Source organism: Rhodococcus sp. 05-2255-3B1 (assembly GCF_002258545.1).
Classification (GTDB): domain Bacteria; phylum Actinomycetota; class Actinomycetes; order Mycobacteriales; family Mycobacteriaceae; genus Rhodococcoides.
Genome location: NZ_NOZC01000021.1, coordinates 119,591 through 138,680, shown reverse-complemented (window position 1 = coordinate 138,680; position 19,090 = coordinate 119,591). Strand labels below are relative to the sequence as shown.

Below are 19,090 nucleotides of genomic sequence, written 5' to 3'. Positions count from 1 at the left end.
GTCCAGCATCGAAGCAGCCTGACCAGGCACACAGCACCTACGGTGGTGGACGACGGTCGATCTCGGCCCCTCGGTGGGGCCTCGGTGGGGAAAAGTGGGGAGCGTGGGTGACAGTGGGGGACGTGTCCCACAACTCCCGCGCGCGAACACGCGAACCGGCCCTCGACGCGGAGCGGAGGGCTGCAGTCGATCGGGCGGCGTCCGTTCGAGGGCAGAAACGACAACAGCACCTCACCCGAGGGTGAGATGCTGTTCTACGTTGACGCGTGAAGTTGTGGAGACGAGCCGATTAGGGTCGGTTCGGCGAAACCCGGTCGACTCAGTCCTGCTCGAACCTCTTACGGAACCGATCTTCCATGCGAGAGGTGAAGCTGCCGCCCTTGCGACCACCCTTCGATTTCTGTCCGGTACCACGCCCGGACGTCTCGGCAGCATCGTTGGATGCGCTGCCCTCGTCCTGCGACGCTGCGGCTCCCTTGCTGGAACCGCCGAACAGGAACAGTGCCCCGGCACCGAACATGAACAAAAAGCCGATGAGACTGACGACGAGAAAAGCCAGGCTGTTCGTCGACAATGCAACACCGGCGACGAGCAACACGAGTCCCACTACGAACAGCGCGGCAGCCTGAAAGCGCCTCCTGCTCGACGCCGCACGTACGCGACCGCCCCTCACATGAGACGCGAATTTGGGATCCTCGGCGTAGAGAGCGCTCTCGATCTGGTCGAGCATGCGCTGCTCGTGCTCGGAGAGTGGCACGGTACCTCCCCCTGCACAGATATTGAAGGTCATTTCGGTTCCGAAACGACGGGAAGCTGACCTTGGCGGCTACCTGCTGTCGATGATACGAGCTGAATCGGCCGCTTACCACCTACTCGGTCGATGTGTTCCTGAGAAACACCGAAGTTTTCGAGACGCACGTCCCGAAAACCTTGGGCGAACACCCGATGACGTGGCGATTGTCACCTGACGTCCAGCTCGGTGCGCTACGCAGACAGGGGCGCCGTCATGGGGTCGACGGACGCGAATCGAGCCTGCCCGCCGAGTCGGTCCTCGATCGAGTTCAGAAAACGACCGACGTGTCGATGGAAATCGTCGGCATCGAGATCGGCGATCGTGCTCGACGCGCCGGCCTCGACCGCCGCCCTGGTGGCGGAGAAAGACGCGAAATAGTCGGCCCAGACGGCGAGATCCGGTGCCGCCTTTGCCATCAACACCCACGCACTGCGCGAACGAGGACGCGCGCCGATCGAATTCGGCAACGACGCCAGCACAGCTGCCGCGCCTTTCAGTGCAGCGGCGTAGCTACCGAGAAATCGATCTCCGGCATCGCTCTCCCCGATGGACTCGGACAGCAAAGCATCGGCCCGGCCCAGCAGAATCTGAGCCTGACGCGACACCGGCGACCGCACTCCGGCATCGAATGCCTTCGTGATCGTCATACTCGAACACCTCCAGTTCGAATCTCCGGCGCGCACCTGGCGCGGCCGGAACCGTGGCGAAGCCTTACAGTCGAACTCCGGAAGAATCCGACTCGACATACGAGCCGAAGCCACCGGCGCACTCGGCCCCGATTGTCGAACACCCGTTCGACACATTCAATATAGCCGTGCCCACCGACAAGTTGCCGAAGAAAGGTTGAGAACAGTCGTCACCGATGCGCGGACAACGCCGTACCTGGTCGATCTGACGCCCCCGGAATTCCGCCAGCGGCTGTTCGAGGCACTGTCCATCTACGTCGAGGCCATGGGCTATCCGCGTGGAACCGAACAGAGCCGAGCCCCGATGTGGAGTGAACACCTGCACCGCCCGGGCTGGCGAGCCGTCGGCGCACTGCTCCCGAACGCCGATCCGACACAGCCCGATTCGCTGGTGGCCGTCGCGTACGGCTACCACGGTGCCGCGCACCAGTGGTGGCATCAACAGGTTCGCGACGGATTACGGCGCACGGGGCATTCCCCGCAGACCGTCGAAGCCATGCTCGGGGACTACTTCGAGCTGACCGAGTTGCACGTTCTCCCGAGCGCCCAGGGGCACGGTCTCGGTGGACGACTGTGCAGCCGACTGCTGCGCGGCGTCTCGGCGGCCAACGTGATGTTGTCCACACCCGAAGTAGCCGAGGAGGACAACCGAGCCTGGCGGCTCTACCGCAGGCTCGGCTTCGCGGACGTACTGCGCGACTTCACCTTCAGCGGCGACCGACGACCCTTCGCGGTCCTGGGCCGCCGGTTGCCCCTCGACGGGCCAGTAGCCTGAGGGTGTGATCGATGCTGTGGTGGTGGGCTCCGGCCACAATGCCCTGACCTCCGCCTGTTACCTGACCGATGCCGGCATGTCGGTCGAGGTTCTCGAGCGCGACTCCCTCGCCGGCGGCGCGGTCTCGACGGTGGAACGCTTTCCCGGCCACCGAGTGGACCGTGGTTCGTCGGCACACATCATGATTCGGCACACAGGCATCATCGAGGAGCTCGGCCTCGCCGAGTTCGGACTGCGCTACATCGACTGCGACCCCTGGGCGTTCGCGCCGGGAGCCGTCGGCACCGACGAACGCGGAATCGTCTTCCACCGCAACCTGGAACGAACTTGCGAGTCCATCGCCGCCGCCTGCGGCGCAGCCGACGCGCGCGCCTACCGAACGTTCGTCTCCGTCTGGGGTCCCCGCAGCGAACGCACCATGCGTGCGTTCGGTGGGCCGCCCACCGGTCCGAAACTGCTCCGATCCTTCTGGGGCCTCGGTGCCCCCGACGGCGGAAGCATGCTCTCGCGTGAGTTCCTCGCCACCGGCGATTCCCTGTTGGACGAGATGTTCTCGAGCGAACGACTCAAGGCTGCGCTCGCGTGGTTCGGCGCTCAGTCGGGTCCGCCGATGTCCGAGCCCGGTACCGCACCGATGGTCGGCTTCGCTGCCCTCATGCACACCCTTCCGCCGGGCCGCGCCGTCGGCGGCAGCGGAGCATTGACCGAGGCGATGATCGCTCGGCTGCAACGCGACGGTGCCGAACTGACACTCGGCGACGCGGTCACCTCGCTCGTACGCCGCCCGCACGGCTGGACCACCAGGACCGCGTCGGGACGGGAGATCGACAGCCGCATCGTCGTGGCCGGCTGCCACATCCTGACCACCCTCGACCTTCTCGAAGCCGGTGGACACGACTCGGCGCAGATCGCCCCGTGGCGCAGCACGATTCGGGTAGGACCGGGGATCGGTACTGCGGTCAGACTGGCCACCGACGCTCTTCCGACGTACCCGAGTGCCGACCGCATCGAGGACGGCACCCACGGTCTGGCGCTGCTGGTACGCGACCGCAGCCAGTTGCGGTTGGCACACGGGCACGCCCTGGCCGGCGACCTGCCGCCCACCCCGGCCGTGCTGGGAATGTCCTTCAGCGCACTCGATCCCACCATCGCACCGCCGGGACAGCACCAGATCTCACTGTGGTCGCAGTGGCATCCCCATACCCTCGCCGACGGCAGGCAGTGGCGATCGGACGTTCCGGGCGAGCGCTCGTTGGCCGAGTTCGAGGCAGATCGAATCGTGGCCGAACTGGACCGGTACGCACCCGGTTTCGCCGAGTCCGTGTTGGATCGGTTCGTTCAATCGCCGCCGGACATCGAGCGTGAGCTCGGTCTGATCGGAGGCAACATCATGCACCTGGACATGTCGTTGGACCAGATGATGATGTGGCGGCCGCATCCTCGACTGGCCGGGCATCGGGTCCCCGGTGCCGACGGGCTCTATCTCACCGGCGCATCGACCCACCCCGGCGGAGGGGTCACCGCGGCCAGTGGTCGGTCGGCGGCCCGAATCGCGATCGCCGACGCCCGCGCAGCCCGCCGTCGCACGTTCTTCGGAAGGAAACGGGAATGAAGGTCGTTCCGATCGTCGTGGCGGCCGCTGCCGTGGGCTGCCAGATCCTCTACCCACTGGTGTCGGGATCGACCAGGGACGCAGTGACGGTGGCGGTGGTGGCCCTGCTCGCGCTCGCGTCGATCCTGCACGCGGCGCTGAACCGCGGTGTCGTGTGGGCTACCGTTCTCGTCGTCGTGACCGCAGGAACCGGGTTCGCGTCCGAACTCGTCGGCACGGCCACCGGGATCCCGTTCGGCGAATACTTCTACGCGCAGAATCGCTTGGGCCCGAGCCTGTTCGAGGTACCCGTCGTGGTCCCTCTGGCGTGGACGGCCGGGTTTTACCCGATCTGGTGTGCAGTGACCTTCGTCGTCGGCCGTCTCGACACGACGCAGGCGCGCGCCACCGCACTGCGAATCGTGGCCGTGGCGGTGGGGATGGTCGGCTGGGACCTCTATCTGGATCCACAGATGGTCACCGACGGACAGTGGACCTGGACCGCCGGTTCGGTCGGGCTGCCGGGTGTGCCGTCGATTCCGCTGACCAACTACCTCGGCTGGCTGGTGGTGGCGACGCTGATGGCTGCGGTGATGGAATCGCTCGACCGCGCCGTCGGTCGCCCCCGGTCGTCCGACGACGCAGTGCCCATCGGATTGTTCCTGTGGACGTGGCTCGGGTCGGCGCTCGCGCACGCGGTGTTCCTCGACGGTCCGGAGCTTCGCTTCTCGGCGGTGTACGGATTCGTCGTCATGGGCGTCGTCGGCATACCACTGCTGTGGAATGCCCGTCTGTCCAGGAACACCCGACACGCCTCGCTGACAACCCCTGCCGACTGACATCACCTCGATGCCCTGGCACGATGTCGCTGTGCAGTCGACATCGCGAACACCTCATCGAACCCACCGCCGCCGCGTTCTCTCGGTGGTCGCACTGGCCCTGCTGGTCGCGCCGATGCTGGCCGGTTGCCTGCGCGTGCAGGTCACGATGGGCGTGTCGGCGAACGACCGTGTCGCAGGTCAGATCGTGGCGGCCAGCGTGCCGACATCGGACTCCGACACCGGCCCGGAACTGGTGGTTCCCTCCTCGATCGAGGACAAGGTTCGCGTCGAGCCGTACGACCAGGACGGATACGTCGGATCGCAGGCCATCTTCGACGATCTCTCGTTCGGCGACGTGCAGACCCTCGGCTCGATCTTCCAGAACGCGGCCGGATCGTTCCAGCTGACACTGCAGCGATCGGGTGACACCGTCACTCTTGCCGGCAACGCCGATCTGTCCTCCGTTCCGGTTCAGGGCACGGACGTACAGTTCACCATCGCGTTCCCGGCCCGCATCGGCACCACCAACGGCACCCGCGAGAGCGACAACTCGATCTCCTGGAAGTTGCCGGCAGGCGAGGTCACCTCGGTGCGCGCCGAGGTCAACTATCCCGATCCCAACACCAGAAGCTTCGCCGGCTGGGCCGGCATCGTGGGCGGGGTGACGGTCGGTGTCGCGGCCATCGTCGGAGCCATGGCCTGGGTGTCGCGCAATCCACCGCTGCGGGGCCGCGGCTCGCGCGGTACCGAGCCGGGAAGCTCGACCGAGAGAACATCTGTGTGAAAGACCGCGTGCTCGCGCGAACGACGGCGACCGCTGCCGTCCTCGCGGCTGCGTCGGCCGCGGTGTCGGAGTTCAACTCTCGGTTCATGCCGAGCCTGCACTCCCCGGAGCAGGACGTCACCGAAAGCGTCGTCGTCTGTGTTCCCGCCCGCAACGAGGCCGCGACGCTTCCCGCGCTGATCGGCGATCTCGCGAAGCAACGATCGTGCACGGATCTGCGAGTGATCGTCCTCGACGACGACTCGACCGACGGAACGGCCTCCGCTGCCCGCGCGGCTGCAGGCGGTGATCCGAGGATTCGCGTCGTGACCTCCGGTGTCGCTCCCCCGGCCGGCTGGACCGGTAAGGCCGCCGCGTGCGCCGAGCTCGCGAGACTGGCCGACGAGGACGACCCGACGACGTCGTTGATCGTGTTCGTCGATGCCGATGTGCGCCTGGAACCGGAGGCCGTGGCGGCAGCGGCCCGCATGCTGCGACGGAGCGGTGCCTCCCTGCTGTGCCCGTGGCCGGAGCAACTGGCCGAGAGCACCGTCGAGCGACTGGTCCAGCCCCTGCTCGCATGGTCGTGGATGTCCACGCTTCCCGTCCCTCTCGGCAACGCGACGCTCGCACCGTCGATGACGGTCGCCTGCGGGCAGTTCATGGCTTTCGACGCCGCCGCCTACCGGGCCGTGGGGGGCCACGGCTGCGTCGCCGCGAGCGCAACCGAGGACCTGGATCTGGCACGCGCTCTGCGTCGGCGGGGGTTCTCGACCGCGGTGGCGTCGGGTGCGGGGTTCGTTCGATGCCGGATGTACCGATCGGCAGCGGAGTTGCGGTCCGGCTACAGCAGGTGGTTGTGGAACGAGTTCGGTGGACCGGCCGGTTCGGTAGCGGCGGCCCTGGCACTGACCGTCGTGTACGTGCTGCCCCCGATCACTGCGCTCACCTCCTCGGGTGTCGCGCGTCGCCTCGGCTGCGCCGGCTATCTCGCAGGCACGGTGTCACGGATGTCCGTGCGGCGGCGCGAGACGGGATCGCGGTTCGGGGTGGGCGACGTAGTCGACGCCGCGCTGCACCCGGTCTCGATTCTCGCCTTCGTCGGACTCGTCGCAGAGTCCCACGTGCGCAGGCGTCGCGGCTCGCTGTCGTGGAAGTCGCGCCCGATGCCTGCGCCGCACACCTGACCGTCTCACACTCTCGCGGCTGCAAGCCCCAGGTTGCTGAGCACCTCACGCGTCGCGCGCGCGAAGTTGAGAGTGATGAAGTGCAGTCCGGGTGCGCCCTCGGAGATCAGGCGCTCACCGATGTTCGTCGCGAGTTCGATGCCCACTTCTCGCACCGCGGCGCGGTCCTCCTCGGGGCCGGATCCCGCTGCGCGCGTGAACTTCTCGTCCAGGTGCGACGGAAGCGTCGTGCCCGAGAGCTCGAGCATCCGGCGAACCGACCGAAGCGAGGTGATGGGCATGATCTCGGGAATGATCGGCTTGGCACCCTGCTCGGCGTCGAACGCCGACACACGATCACGTAGACGCAGGTAGTCGTCCACATCGAAGAACATCTGAGTGATCGAGTACTCCGCTCCCGCCCGCAACTTCCCGACCAGGCATCGGGTGTCCTGTTCGAGATCGCCTGCGCGGTGGTGCCCTTCGGGGAACGACGCCACGCCGACGTGGAAGTCGCCGAGATCGCGAACCAGCCGGACGAGCTCCTCGGCGTACTCGACACCGTCCGGATGCTTCTCCCAGTCGCCGAGCGGATCTCCGGGGGGATCTCCGCGAAGTACGAGGATGTTGGTGATACCGCGGTCCGCGTACGACCCCACCATGGATCGCAGCTCGTCCACACTGTGCGAGACAGCAGTGAGATGCGCCACAGGCAGAAGGGTGGTCTCCTCGGCGATCTGCCCGGTGACACGCACCGTCCGATCACGGGTGGAGCCCCCCGCGCCGTAGGTCATCGACACGAATGCGGGCTGAAGTTGTTCGAACTCACGGACCGCCCGCCACAGCCTGGCCTCGGCGGCCGCGTCTCGCGGAGGCGAGAACTCCACCGAGAACGGGATCCTGGCCTCGGGTTCTGTCCGTAGTCGGTCGACGATGGACGGTGTTCTCGTCACGAATCCTCGACTCGACCGCCCCCTGACGGAATCTTCGCTCACCCGAAGATCATAGGTTGCGGCCCACCGAAGCCCGTCGGGCATCCCTGACGACAGATGTTCGCTGCAGGTCGGTCCAGGGTTTCCACGGCCATTACTGTGGAATGAGAATTCACGCAATCCACAGCAACCTTGGAGGATCGTCCTGTCCGGAGACTTTTCTTCACCCGTAGTCGACACTCCCGCCGCCGCGCACGACCCGAAGGCGATGCGCACGGCCGTCGACGCGACGCTCGCCGAGTTCTTCACCTCACGCCGAGATGTCGTCGACACCGTCGGTGGCGGCTATCCCGCTGCGGTGGCCGACCTCGAGGCCTTCGTACTTCGCGGTGGCAAGCGCATGCGCCCTGCGTTCGCCTGGACCGCATGGCTCGGTGCAGGCGGTGAATCCACCGGTGCCCGAGCGGACGCAGTGCTGCGGGCGTGCTCGGCGCTCGAACTGATCCAGGCCTGCGCCCTCATCCACGACGACATCATCGATTCCTCCAGTACCCGACGCGGTTTCCCGACCGTGCACGTCGGGTTCGCCCAACGGCACCGAGACGCGGGGTGGTCCGGCGGCGCGGACCATTTCGGTGAATCGGCAGCGATCCTCGTCGGCGATCTCGCCCTGTGTTGGGCAGACGATCTCCTGCGCGAGTCCGGCATCGACGCCGATGCCGCACGACGGGTCCAACCGGTGTGGTCGGCGATGCGCACGGAGGTTCTCGGCGGCCAGTTGCTCGACATCGAAGCCGAGGCAGGCACCGACGAGAGTGTCGCGGCTGCCATGCGAGTCAACCGATACAAGACCGCTGCCTACACCGTCGAGCGGCCGCTGCATCTCGGCGCAGTCCTCGCCGATGCCGACGAGAACCTGATCTCGGCCTACCGCAACTTCGGTGCGGACATCGGAATCGCGTTCCAGCTGCGCGACGACCTCCTCGGGGTGTTCGGCGATCCCGAGGTCACCGGCAAACCGTCGGGCGACGACATCACCGAGGGCAAACGCACCGTGCTGATCGCGCTGGCGCTGCAGAAAGCCGACCGGACCCGGCCGGATCGTGCAGCCACGATCAGGGCCAGCCTCGGAACCGAACTCGACGCGAACGAAGTGGCCGACATCCGTTCCATCCTCGTCGAACTCGGCGCAGTGGACGCGGTCGAGAAACAGATCGACGAGCTCGGGACCCGGGCCGTTGCCGCCCTCGACAACAGTTCGATCGAACCGGTCGCTGCCGCGCACCTGCGCGCCATGGCAACCGCCGCCATCCAACGGCAGTACTGAAAGAGAGCGTCATGACTTCGATCCGCACGGTCTCCGGCACCACCGACACCGTGGTCGTCGTGGGAGCCGGTTTGGCCGGCCTGGCCGCCGGTCTGCATCTGCTGGGAGCAGGCAGGAAAGTCACCATCGTCGAGCGCGACGAGACCGTGGGCGGCCGCGTCGGGGTGTACCCGGTATCGGACGCCGACGGAACGCACTTGTACGACATCGACAACGGCGCGAGCGTGCTCACGATGCCGAACCTCGTGCTCGAGGCGCTCGCCGCCGTGGGCGCCGACTTCGAGTCGACCACGCCGCCGATTCGGCTGACCGCTCTGTCGCCGTCCTATCACACGCGTTACGCCGACGGCACGTCCATCGACGTCTACTCCGATCCCGAGGCCATGGCGGCCGAGGTCGAGCGAACCTGCGGCCCGGCCGAGGCGCAGGGATATCGAGAACTGCGACGCTGGCTCGCCGACATCTTCGACGCCGAGTTCGACCGCTTCATCGACTCGAACTTCGATTCACCGCTCGATCTCGTGGGATCGAAAGCTGCGATCTCCGACACCGCGACGCTGACCAGACTGGGCGGCTTCGGCCGCCTCGGGCCACGCGTCGACAAGTTCCTGAAGGACACTCGCCTGCGCCGCGTGTTCACGTTCCAGGCGCTCTACGCCGGCATGGCACCTCAGAAGGCGCTCGCGGTCTACGGAGCCATCGCACACATGGACACCTCGCTCGGGGTGTTCTTCCCCGAAGGCGGCATGGCGGCCATCGCACGGGCCATGGCCGACGCGTTCGTCACCGCGGGTGGCACGCTCGAACTCGGCACCGAGATCGTCGACATCACCGTCGACCGAGGTCGTGCGGACTCCGTGATCACCGCAGCCGGCGGTCGAATCGCGTGCGACGCACTCGTTCTCACCGCGGACCTGCCCGTCGTCGACCGACTGCTCGACCGGGCGTCGGTGTCGAAGAAGGGCCGCCGGAACGGATACGGCGTCGTCTCGCCGTCGGCGGTCGTCGCGCACGGAACCGTTCCCGCCGACGTGACGGCGACGTGGCCCGCCCGCGCACATCACACCATCGACTTCGGTGACGAGTGGGCCGAGACCTTCCGCCGGATCACCGCAAAGGCGGGCAAGGGGTCCTTGATGGCCGATCCGTCGCTGCTGATCACCCGACCGTCGGTCAGCGATACCCAACTCGAGATGGTGCGTGACGGTGTTCGATGCGAGCCGGTGTCGATCCTCGCACCGTGCCCCAATCTCGACAGCGCGCCCCTTCCCTGGAACGAATTGGCGCAGCCGTACCTTCGCGAGATCCTGACGACCATGGAAGGTCGGGGGTACAAGGGTCTACTCGACGGATTCACACTCGACCACATCGACACTCCCGAGACCTGGGCGCAGAAAGGCATGATCTCCGGTTCGCCGTTCTCGTCGGCGCACGTGTTTCGGCAGACCGGGCCGTTCCGACGCAAGAACATGGTCGCCGGGCTCGACAACGTGGTTCTCGCCGGCTCGGGCACGACGCCCGGAGTGGGCGTTCCCACGGTTCTGGTGTCGGGAAAGCTCGCCGCAGAGCGGGTGACGGGGCGCACGGGACGGTAGGTTCGTTCGATTGACTGCGTCGACCAACTAAGCTGAGCGCGATCGTTTGCCGGTCGCGCTCATTGCTGCGACCATGATCGTTCGGTGGTCGGCGTGAACCATCGGCCGGCGTACGGATCTCGACCCACAACTCGTTGCAGAGGAGGAGCAGGCGGCAATGTCTTCGATCTCGTCGCACTCCACCTCCGAGGATCGATCGTCGGGCGGCCCCCTGCCCTCGGATTCGCCACGACCGTCCAGACTGACCGCAACGGGCAACTTCCTTCGCAGTCCCGAGGGCAAGGCCGCGATACTCGGTGTGGTCGGCGCCGTGTGCATCGTGTTCGGCGGGTTCGGGGCCGGCAGTGTGCGCAGGCGCGATCCGTTGCTCGAGGAGATGCACCTGTCGTGGCTGCGATTCGGCCACGGATTCGTCCTGTCGACCATCATCGTCTGGGTCGGCGTACTGCTGATGATCACCGCCTGGGTTCGGCTCGGGCGTGCGACTCTGCACGGCCGCACCACGGTGGGTGAACTGCGCTGGATCGTCCCGGCATGGACCGCACCGCTACTGCTGTCGGTGCCGATGTTCAGCCGCGACGCGTACTCGTACCTGGCGCAGGGCGCTCTGCTCCGCGACGGATTCGATCCGTATGCCGTTGGCCCCGTTGCCAATCCGGGAGTTCTGCTCGACAACGTCAGCAATGTCTGGACCACCACCACTGCGCCGTACGGCCCGTTGTTCCTGCTGCTCGGCCGCGGAATCACCAGCCTGACCGGCGACAACGTGATCGCTGGAACCATGTTGCTGCGCCTGACGATGTTGCCGGGTCTGGCATTGATGATGTGGGCGGTTCCGCGGCTGGCGAAGCACCTCGGCGGCCGAGCGACCACCGCGGTGTGGCTCGCCGTCCTCAACCCTCTGGTCCTGATCCACCTGATCGGCGGGGTGCACAACGAGTTGCTCATGGTGGGCCTGATGACCGCGGGAATCGTGCTGACGCTCGAGCATCGACACGTGGGCGGCATCGCGCTGGTCGCCATCGCGGTGGCGATCAAGGCCACAGCAGGCCTCGCGCTGCCTTTCCTGGTGTGGATCTGGATGCTCCATCTGCGGGAGAAGGCACAGGCGGAGGGACGAAAGCCGATGTCGCCCGTCCTGGCGTTCGTCAAGACCGCCGGCATCGGAGCCTCCGTCTTCATTGCCGTGTTCGCCGTGGCGTCGGTGATCGCCGGAGTCGGAATCGGTTGGCTGACCGCTCTTTCCGGATCGGCCAAGATCATCAACTGGCTCTCGCTGCCCACGATCCTGGCGCACCTGGTAACCGTCGGCACGTCGTGGTTCCTCGATCTCCGCCTCGGACCCGTTCTCGATGTGACTCGTCTGCTGTGCGCGATAGCGCTGGTGGTCGTTCTGGCGGTGGCCTGGTGGTTGGGCCGCAGATCCGAACGCGATGCGGTCAAGGGCATCCTGATCGCCCTGGTCGCCACCGTCGTGCTCTCCCCCGCAGCCCTGCCCTGGTACTACTCGTGGCCACTGGCGATCGCCGCAGGCTTCGCCCTCTCGCGCACGACCCTGATGATCCTGACGGGTCTGTCGACGTGGCTCATGCTCGTCTTCCAACCCGACGGATCGATCGGCCTGTACACCTTCGGACACGTCGCACTGGCGATCTTCGCCGCGGTCGTCGCAGCTCTGGCGCTGACACGCGTCGATCCGCTGCGTTTACGATCGGACCGATCCAGGGAACACCGTGCCGTGCCGAACGCGCCCAAGACCCCAGCAACGGAACCGACCGGAGACGAATCCACGTCATGAGGGCCGCATGATGAAAGAACTCGACGGTATCGATCCTGAACTGCACGCGGCGTACCGCATCTGCCGCGAACTCAACGCCCAACACGGCAAGACGTATTTCCTCGCCACTCGCCTGCTCCCCACCGACAAGCGCGCAGGCGTACACGCGCTGTACGGGTTCGCCCGGATGGTCGACGACATCGTCGACCTCGAAGGCACCGACATCGCCGTGGGATCGGACGAGCTCAACGCCCGTCGCATCGTCGAACTCGACGTGATCGAATCCAGGGTGCGCGACGCATTGGCGGGAAAACCCCTGTCCGACAGCGTGTCCGATCAGGTGTTGAGCGCGTTGTGCGACACCGTGGCGCGCTACGACATTCCGCACGACTACTTCTTCGCGTTCATGCACTCGATGCGTATGGACATTCCGGGGAGTCCGATGTTCGTCTCGCGCTACCGCACGATGGAGCAGTTGCGCGAGTACATGTACGGCTCCGCCGCCGTGATCGGACTGCAGATGTTGCCGATCCTGGGAACCGTCGTCGAGCGGTCCGTGGCCGAGCCCCCGGCCGCAGCCCTGGGCGAGGCGTTCCAGCTGACCAACTTCATCCGCGACATGGGTGAGGACCTCGATCGCGACCGCATCTACCTGCCCACCGACGAGCTCGCGGCGTTCGGCGTCGACGAAAAACTACTCCGGTGGTGCCGCACCACGGGCAGTGTCGACGCCAGGGTCACCCGCGCCCTCGCACACCTGATCGCCGTCACCCGCTCGATCTACCGCACGTCCGATGCAGGCATCGAGATGCTGGATCCGCGAGTGCGGCCGTCGATGCGCACGGCGTCGATTCTGTACGGCCGCATACTCGACGAGGTCGAGTCACAGGGCTACCGTGTGCTCTCCCAACGCGCGACGGTGCCGCAGTGGACCAGAGCGCGCATAGCGCTGCCGCAGTTCGCCGTCACCGGCTTCAAGCGCGCGACGGTTCGCTAGAAGGCCATGGCCTGTGCGCGCCTGATCACTTCGCGCATCAGGTCGCCGTGCAGAGCAGCGACGGGTGCACCCGGCAGGCTGTCGTCCTCGGTGAACAGCCACCGCAGGATTTCCTCGTCCTCGTAGCCGCCGTCGTGCAGCACGGCCAGGAGACCGGGCAGCCCCTTGACGATGGTGCCCTTGCTCGAATCGAGGAACTGTTCCGGCACGACGGGCACGCGTGAACGCTTCAGGGCGAGCAACTGGCGATCTCGGACGAGCTGTTCGACGCGGGTCTTGGGGACGTCGAGGATCTTCGCGACATCGGCGAACTGCAGCACGGACTCCGACGGATCGAGCACGTCGTCGGCATAGGGAATGGCACTCACGCAGGTAACGTTAACGGGTCCGGCATCGAGACTTCAAAAGCGTCACAGCCGGGTCGTTCCGCAGGCTCCACTCCTGTGCAGCCGACCCAGCCGGTCCGAGACACAAACCACGATCGTCGGTCGGCATCCCCGGCACCGATACGATCGTCTTCAGTGTCCGGCGACCGAGCCGGAAGACGAGTGGACGACGAGGGGAGGTTCGGTGATACCGGGTTCGATGCTCGATCGTCGATACCGAATAGACGCACCGATCGCGCGCGGCGGTATGTCGACGGTCTACCGCGGACTCGACACCAGGCTCGACCGCCCAGTGGCGGTGAAGATCATGGACCCGAAGTTCGCCGAGGACCCCCAGTTCGTGCAGCGCTTCGAGTTCGAGGCACGGGCCGTGGCCAGGCTCAGCCACCCGGGCCTCGTTGCCGTCTACGACCATGGGCGCGACGGCGAACACGCCTTCCTCGTCATGGAACTCGTCGAGGGCGGAACTCTGCGTGAACTGCTGCGCGAGCGCGGTCCGATGCCCCCGCACGCTGCAGCGGCCGTCGTTCGCCCGGTCCTCGACGCACTCGCCGTCGCCCACCGAGCCGGCCTCGTGCACCGCGACATCAAACCCGAGAACATCCTGATCAGCGACGACGGCGACGTGAAGATCGCCGACTTCGGTCTCGTCCGGGCCATCGCTGCCTCCACCGTGACGTCGAGCAGTGTGATTCTGGGCACCGCCGCGTACCTGTCTCCCGAGCAGGTCACCACCGGCTCCGCGTCCGCGAGCAGCGACGTGTACGGCGTCGGTGTCGTGTTGTTCGAGCTTCTGACCGGACGCACACCGTTCACCGGCGACACCTCACTGTCCATCGCCTACCAGCGCATCGACAACGACGTACCGCGCCCCTCCACCCTCATCGCCGGCGTTCCCCCGCAGTTCGACGAGGTGGTCCAACGGGCCACCGTCCGCGACCCGGAGCACCGGTACCGCAATGCCGACGACATGGCCCGTGCCCTGCGCGCTGCCGCGTCGGCGCTCGCACTGCCCGAGTATCGCGTGCCCGCACCCAAACGCTCGGCCGAGCACCTGAGCTCGGCCGCGGCCGGAGCACCGACGACGGTGGCAGGCAACCGTCCGCCGTCCGCTCACACCCAGGTCGTGGACAATTCTCCGCCCCCGCCCCAGCAACACGGGGTGCAGCACACCCGGGTGGTCACCTCGCCCACGTCCCGAGGCGTCGATGACAGCCAGGAACCGTTCGACGGGCCGCCGCCAGGGCCACCCCCGACCGGCCGACGGCACTACGAGTTCCCCGACTTCGACGCCGATCGCCAACGATCGCGCCGCGCGATCGTCATCTGGCTCCTCGTCGTCGCCCTGCTCGCCGTCTTGGTCGGATTCGGCGGTTGGTGGATGGGCTCCGGTCGATACACAGCTGTCCCGATGGTGGACGGGCTCGACACCACCGGTGCCACCAGCGCCGTGGAGGCGGCCGGCCTCGAAGCCGCGGTGCGCGGAACCTACTCCGACTCGGTGGACACCGATCTTCTCATCGGCACCGACCCCACCGGCGGATCGCGAATTGCCAAGGGCGACACAGTGTTTCTCCTGGTGTCCTTGGGTAGCCCCACGGTTCCATCCATCGACGCGGACGCATCCGTCGAAGACATGGAACAGCAATTGCGAGACCGGACTTTCACACCCGTCGACGGCGGCGAGGCCTTCAGTACGTCCGCACCGATCGGCGGAGTCGCGGCACTGGACCCACCGCCGGGCACGGTCCTGACCACCGGCAGCTCGGTCACGGTCCTACGCAGCAAAGGCGCGCCGCCGGTCGAGGTACCCGACGTACGTGGGCAGAGCGTGGACCAGGCCCTAACGACGCTGGAATCGGTCGGCATCACCGTCGGCGAGGTTCGAGAGACCTTCGACGAGGACACCGACGGCGGAAAGGCGATCGGGACGACGCCGGAAGCCGGCGAGACGGTGAGATCCGGGTCGACCGCGGTGCTCGAGGTGTCCAATGCCGTCACCGTGCCGTCGCTGCTCGGCCGGTCGGTGGGCTCGGCCCGGACCACCCTCGAAACATTGGGCCTGCCCATCGACGTCCGTCAGGTGGTGGACACCGACGGATCTCTGGTCATCAGCCAGAGCCCCGGAGCCGGTTCTCGCGTGGAACCGGGCTCCGAGGTCAAGGTCGTCTCGCTGCCCTGATCAGTCGCGAAGCATCTCGGCGACGAGGAATGCCAGTTCGATGCTCTGCTGCGTGTTCAGCCGCGGGTCGCAGGCCGTCTCGTACCGACCGGCGAGGTCGAGATCCGAGATGTCCTGGGCACCGCCGAGGCACTCGGTGACGTTGTCGCCGGTCAGTTCGACGTGAATTCCGCCCGGATGCGTTCCGAGGCCGTTGTGGACCTCGAAGAACCCCTGCACCTCGTCGACGATGCGGTCGAAGTGCCGCGTCTTGTAGCCGGTCGACGCCTCGTGGGTGTTGCCGTGCATCGGGTCGCACTGCCAGATGACCTGGTGGCCGGTGGCCTGAACCTTCTCGATGATCGCGGGCAGGATGTCGCGCACCTTGCCGTTGCCCATGCGTGAGATCAGCGTCAGACGGCCCGGCTTGTTGGTGGGGTCGAGACGCTCGACGTACTCGACGGCCATCTCGGGCGTGGTCGTGGGCCCGATCTTGAGACCGATCGGGTTGGAGATCAGCTCGGCCAGCGCGATATGCGCCCCGTCGAGCTGGCGGGTGCGGTCGCCGATCCACAGGAAGTGCGCGGACAGGTCGTACAGCTTGGGGTGATCGTCGGTGTTGTCCAGGCGCAGCATCGCACGCTCGTAATCGAGAACGAGCGCTTCGTGGCTGGCGAAGATCTGCGCGGTGTGCAGATTGGGGTCCGAGACGCCGCAGGCATCCATGAACCGCAGTCCGCGGTCGATCTCCCCCGCGAGCGCCTCGTAGCGCGCACCGGCGGGCGACTGCGCGACGAACTCGCGGTTCCAGTCGTGCACCTTGTGCAGGTCGGCCATGCCAGCACCGGTGAGCGCGCGGACCAGATTCATCGCCGCGCTCGCATTGGCGTACGCGCGCACCAGTCGCGACGGATCGTGGCCGCGGACGCTCTCGTCGGCGACGAGCGAGTTGATCATGTCGCCGCGGTACGACTGCAGACCGAGAGCGTCGATGTTCGACGAACGCGGCTTGGCGTACTGCCCCGCGATACGGGCGACCTTGACCACCGGCATGCTCGCGCCGTAGGTGAGCACCACCGCCATCTGCAGCAGCGTGCGGATGTTGCCCTTGATGTGCGGCTCGGTGTTGTCGACGAACGTCTCGGCGCAGTCGCCTCCCTGGAGCAGGAACGCCTCACCGCGAGCGACGGCAGCGAGCTTGTCCGACAACGCCTCCACCTCACCGGCGACGGTGATCGGAGGAACGCTCTCGAGCACCTTGCGCATGTCGGCAGCATGCTCGGGATCCCACTGCGGCTGCTGCGCAGCCGGCTTGGCCAACGCATCGTCCAATCGAGAGCGCAGCGTCGGCGACAACGGCGGCAGGTCGGGCAAGCGATCGATGGGTACGTCGACAGTCCAGTTCACCGCTACAGGATATTCGCACCGCCGAAGCCGCAGGACAACGGGTGTTCACCCGCGGTAGGAGTGCTCCTCGATCGCCTGGAACTTCGCCAGATTGTGCCGCGCGTCGGCGAGGGCGTCATGAGCGTCGTCCGGCACCGACGGCAGCTCGGGACTGCCGCGATCCTCCCAGTGCTGGCGCAGCTCACGAGTGAACCGCGGCAGCGAACGCGGCAACTCGGTCATCGAGCCCCACAGCTGGCAGAGCGCCACATGGTCGTACGCCGCAACCCACGCCCACAGTTCGACCTCGGCACCGTAGTGCGGAACTAGAAATTCGAGCAGTTCGTCCCGGATTCGCGACCGGCTCATCCACAGCGGCGACGAGTACGGTGGCAACTTGGGAAGCACGTTGCGTCGAACCCAGCGGCCGGCGCGCTCGGGGTCGAACTCGGAGGACACCGCATAGAACTCGCGACCGTCCTCCGACACCACACCGATCGAGACCAACTCGATTGTGCGACCATCCTCGATGAACTCTGTGTCGTAGAAGTAGCGCACGCGGCTCACCCTAGCGCGTCCTGGACACGCCCCCCACGTACCGGTAGCCACGATCCGAACAGCCCTGAAAGGGAACGTTGTGACCTCGCCCGACACCAACCGTCCGGTCGCCGAAGCACCGGAGCCTGCCGCGCCGACGCGACGCCGGTGGCCGAGTTGGGCGGTGGCGTCGAGCAGGGTCCTCGTGCTGATCGGTGCCGTCGTGGGCGTGCTGTTCCATCTCAACGGCTTCCCGGGTCTGCGTCCGATCGGTGAGCACTACCGACTGGATCTGGACGTGTATCGACTCGGCGGTCAGGTGTTCGCCGAGGGCGGGGATCTCTACGGTCAACTGCCTCCGATCGCGACCGGTACCACGCTGCCGTTCACCTATCCCCCGATCGCCGCGGCGATCTTCAGCTTACTGTCGTCGGTGTCGCTGTACGCCGCCTCGATCGCGGTCACCGTGCTGTCCATGCTCTTGCTACTGGTGACGATCGTGGTCACTCTCACCTCGCTCGGGGTACGCCCTCGCGCACTGATGTGGTGGTCTGCCGGTGCCGCGTTCGCGGTGGCCGTGCTCGTACTGGAGCCGGTCACCTCGACGCTGAACTACGGGCAGATCAACATCGTGCTGATGGCGTTCGTTGCACTGGACTGCCTACCGAAGAAGACGCCGTGGCCCCGAGGTGTGCTGATCGGTCTCGTGGCCGCCGTCAAACTCACGCCCGCGGTGTTCGTACTGTTCTTCCTGTTGCGCAAGGACTTTCGAGCAGCGGTGGTGTCGGTGCTGAGTTTTGCGGTCTTCACCGCGATCGGTTTCGCGCTCACGTGGTCCGACTCGGTGAGGTACTGGACCGAGACGATCGTCGATTCCGACCGAATCGGCGGCCCGGCCTACCCACCCAACCAGTCGATCACAGGAGTGCTCGCACGGCTCGGGTTGGACGAAGTGCCCCGATCGATCCTCTGGCTCGCGTTGTCGGTGGTGGTGCTCGCCATCGCGGCGGTGGCGATGCGGAAAGCTTTTGCCGCAGGCGAGACTGCGCTGGCGCTGACGATCAACGCCATGTTCGGTCTGCTGGTGTCGCCGGTCTCGTGGTCACACCACTGGGTGTGGGCCATCCCGTTCACCGTTGTGCTCGCCGTTCTCGGTTATCGCCGCCGCAGTGCGCTGCTGGCGACCCTGGTGGCCGTCGGGCTGGCGTTGATTCTCTACCCGCCGCACTGGAAGCTCGGCGAGGGCCGATGGAGCGGCCTCGGCTGGCCGCTCGTGGATCAGTTCGCGGCCTCGGGCTACGTGTGGTGGGCTCTCGCGTCGATCGTCGCGCTTGCTGCGATCGGAAGGACCGACCGAACCGATACGAAGGCCGACACCCGTCCCGCACCCTGATCGC

General features: G+C 66.6%; 17 protein-coding genes. 11 read left to right on the top strand and 6 right to left on the bottom strand.

The genetic code is table 11. The features are described 5' to 3' along the window. Positions 1–319: 319 nt before the first annotated feature. Both CH249_RS13200 and CH249_RS13195 read right to left on the bottom strand, forming a co-directional pair. Complete coding sequence (locus CH249_RS13200) at positions 320–757, bottom strand: DUF3040 domain-containing protein (RefSeq protein WP_094647816.1); 438 nt, start codon at positions 755–757, stop codon at positions 320–322. A 227-nt stretch (positions 758–984) separates the two neighbouring features. Next, the gene (locus CH249_RS13195) at positions 985–1,440 is read right to left on the bottom strand and encodes an SAV_6107 family HEPN domain-containing protein (RefSeq protein ID WP_045194895.1); all 456 of its coding nucleotides are present in this window, start codon (positions 1,438–1,440) and stop codon (positions 985–987) included. Positions 1,441–1,636: 196 nt separating this feature from the next. On the opposite strand from CH249_RS13195, the gene CH249_RS13190 reads away from it, so the two are divergent. The 5 genes from CH249_RS13190 to CH249_RS13170 are packed head-to-tail and all read left to right on the top strand — an operon-like array spanning position 1,637 to position 6,616. Continuing rightward, positions 1,637–2,254, top strand: coding sequence for an N-acetyltransferase (locus tag CH249_RS13190; protein WP_094682297.1), 618 nt, complete (start codon positions 1,637–1,639; stop codon positions 2,252–2,254). Positions 2,255–2,258: 4 nt separating this feature from the next. Then, entirely contained in the window at positions 2,259–3,866 is a 1,608-nt protein-coding gene (locus CH249_RS13185; protein WP_094682296.1) for an NAD(P)/FAD-dependent oxidoreductase, read from the top strand. Next, the gene (locus CH249_RS13180; RefSeq protein ID WP_032394392.1) at positions 3,863–4,684 is read left to right on the top strand and encodes a carotenoid biosynthesis protein; all 822 of its coding nucleotides are present in this window, start codon (positions 3,863–3,865) and stop codon (positions 4,682–4,684) included. Before CH249_RS13185 ends, CH249_RS13180 begins: the two co-directional genes overlap by 4 nt. Before the next feature lie 10 nt (positions 4,685–4,694). Continuing rightward, entirely contained in the window at positions 4,695–5,450 is a 756-nt protein-coding gene (locus CH249_RS13175) for a DUF3153 domain-containing protein (protein WP_179272919.1), read from the top strand. Further along, the gene (locus tag CH249_RS13170; protein ID WP_254924368.1) at positions 5,447–6,616 is read left to right on the top strand and encodes a glycosyltransferase family 2 protein; all 1,170 of its coding nucleotides are present in this window, start codon (positions 5,447–5,449) and stop codon (positions 6,614–6,616) included. The genes CH249_RS13175 and CH249_RS13170 overlap by 4 nt, the downstream gene beginning before the upstream one ends. A 5-nt stretch (positions 6,617–6,621) precedes the next feature. Here CH249_RS13170 and metF read toward each other — a convergent pair whose 3' ends face one another. Next, complete coding sequence (metF, locus tag CH249_RS13165; RefSeq protein WP_032394703.1) at positions 6,622–7,548, bottom strand: methylenetetrahydrofolate reductase [NAD(P)H]; 927 nt, start codon at positions 7,546–7,548, stop codon at positions 6,622–6,624. A gap of 247 nt (positions 7,549–7,795) precedes the next feature. Here metF and CH249_RS13160 point away from each other — a divergent pair, with 247 nt between their 5' ends. From CH249_RS13160 to CH249_RS13145, 4 genes are all read left to right on the top strand, one after another. Continuing rightward, positions 7,796–8,854 (top strand): polyprenyl synthetase family protein, encoded by a 1,059-nt coding sequence (locus tag CH249_RS13160; protein WP_094682295.1) that lies wholly within the window; start codon positions 7,796–7,798, stop codon positions 8,852–8,854. 11 nt (positions 8,855–8,865) lie between these two features. Continuing rightward, positions 8,866–10,449, top strand: a complete 1,584-nt coding sequence (gene crtI, locus CH249_RS13155; protein ID WP_179273240.1) for a phytoene desaturase family protein — start codon at positions 8,866–8,868, stop codon at positions 10,447–10,449. Between the two features lie 157 nt (positions 10,450–10,606). Beyond that, positions 10,607–12,247, top strand: coding sequence for an alpha-(1->6)-mannopyranosyltransferase A (locus CH249_RS13150; protein WP_094682294.1), 1,641 nt, complete (start codon positions 10,607–10,609; stop codon positions 12,245–12,247). A gap of 10 nt (positions 12,248–12,257) precedes the next feature. Beyond that, positions 12,258–13,223 (top strand): phytoene/squalene synthase family protein, encoded by a 966-nt coding sequence (locus CH249_RS13145; RefSeq protein WP_094647810.1) that lies wholly within the window; start codon positions 12,258–12,260, stop codon positions 13,221–13,223. Here the strand turns inward: CH249_RS13145 and CH249_RS13140 are convergent. After that, on the bottom strand, positions 13,220–13,591 hold the full coding sequence (locus tag CH249_RS13140) for an Rv2175c family DNA-binding protein (RefSeq protein ID WP_094647690.1): 372 nt from the start codon (positions 13,589–13,591) through the stop codon (positions 13,220–13,222). The genes CH249_RS13145 and CH249_RS13140 overlap by 4 nt on opposite strands. A 217-nt stretch (positions 13,592–13,808) precedes the next feature. Between CH249_RS13140 and pknB the strand changes: the two genes are divergently transcribed. Then, positions 13,809–15,791, top strand: coding sequence for a Stk1 family PASTA domain-containing Ser/Thr kinase (gene pknB / locus CH249_RS13135; RefSeq protein ID WP_094682293.1), 1,983 nt, complete (start codon positions 13,809–13,811; stop codon positions 15,789–15,791). Here pknB and CH249_RS13130 read toward each other — a convergent pair whose 3' ends face one another. After that, on the bottom strand, positions 15,792–17,177 hold the full coding sequence (locus CH249_RS13130) for a class II 3-deoxy-7-phosphoheptulonate synthase (RefSeq protein ID WP_032394396.1): 1,386 nt from the start codon (positions 17,175–17,177) through the stop codon (positions 15,792–15,794). It lies immediately after the preceding gene. Between the two features lie 45 nt (positions 17,178–17,222). Continuing rightward, positions 17,223–17,714: a polyadenylate-specific 3'-exoribonuclease AS gene (locus tag CH249_RS13125; protein WP_032394707.1), complete on the bottom strand. Its 492-nt coding sequence runs from the start codon at positions 17,712–17,714 to the stop codon at positions 17,223–17,225. A gap of 79 nt (positions 17,715–17,793) precedes the next feature. On the opposite strand from CH249_RS13125, the gene CH249_RS13120 reads away from it, so the two are divergent. After that, complete coding sequence (locus CH249_RS13120; RefSeq protein WP_094682292.1) at positions 17,794–19,086, top strand: glycosyltransferase 87 family protein; 1,293 nt, start codon at positions 17,794–17,796, stop codon at positions 19,084–19,086. Positions 19,087–19,090 lie beyond the last annotated feature (4 nt).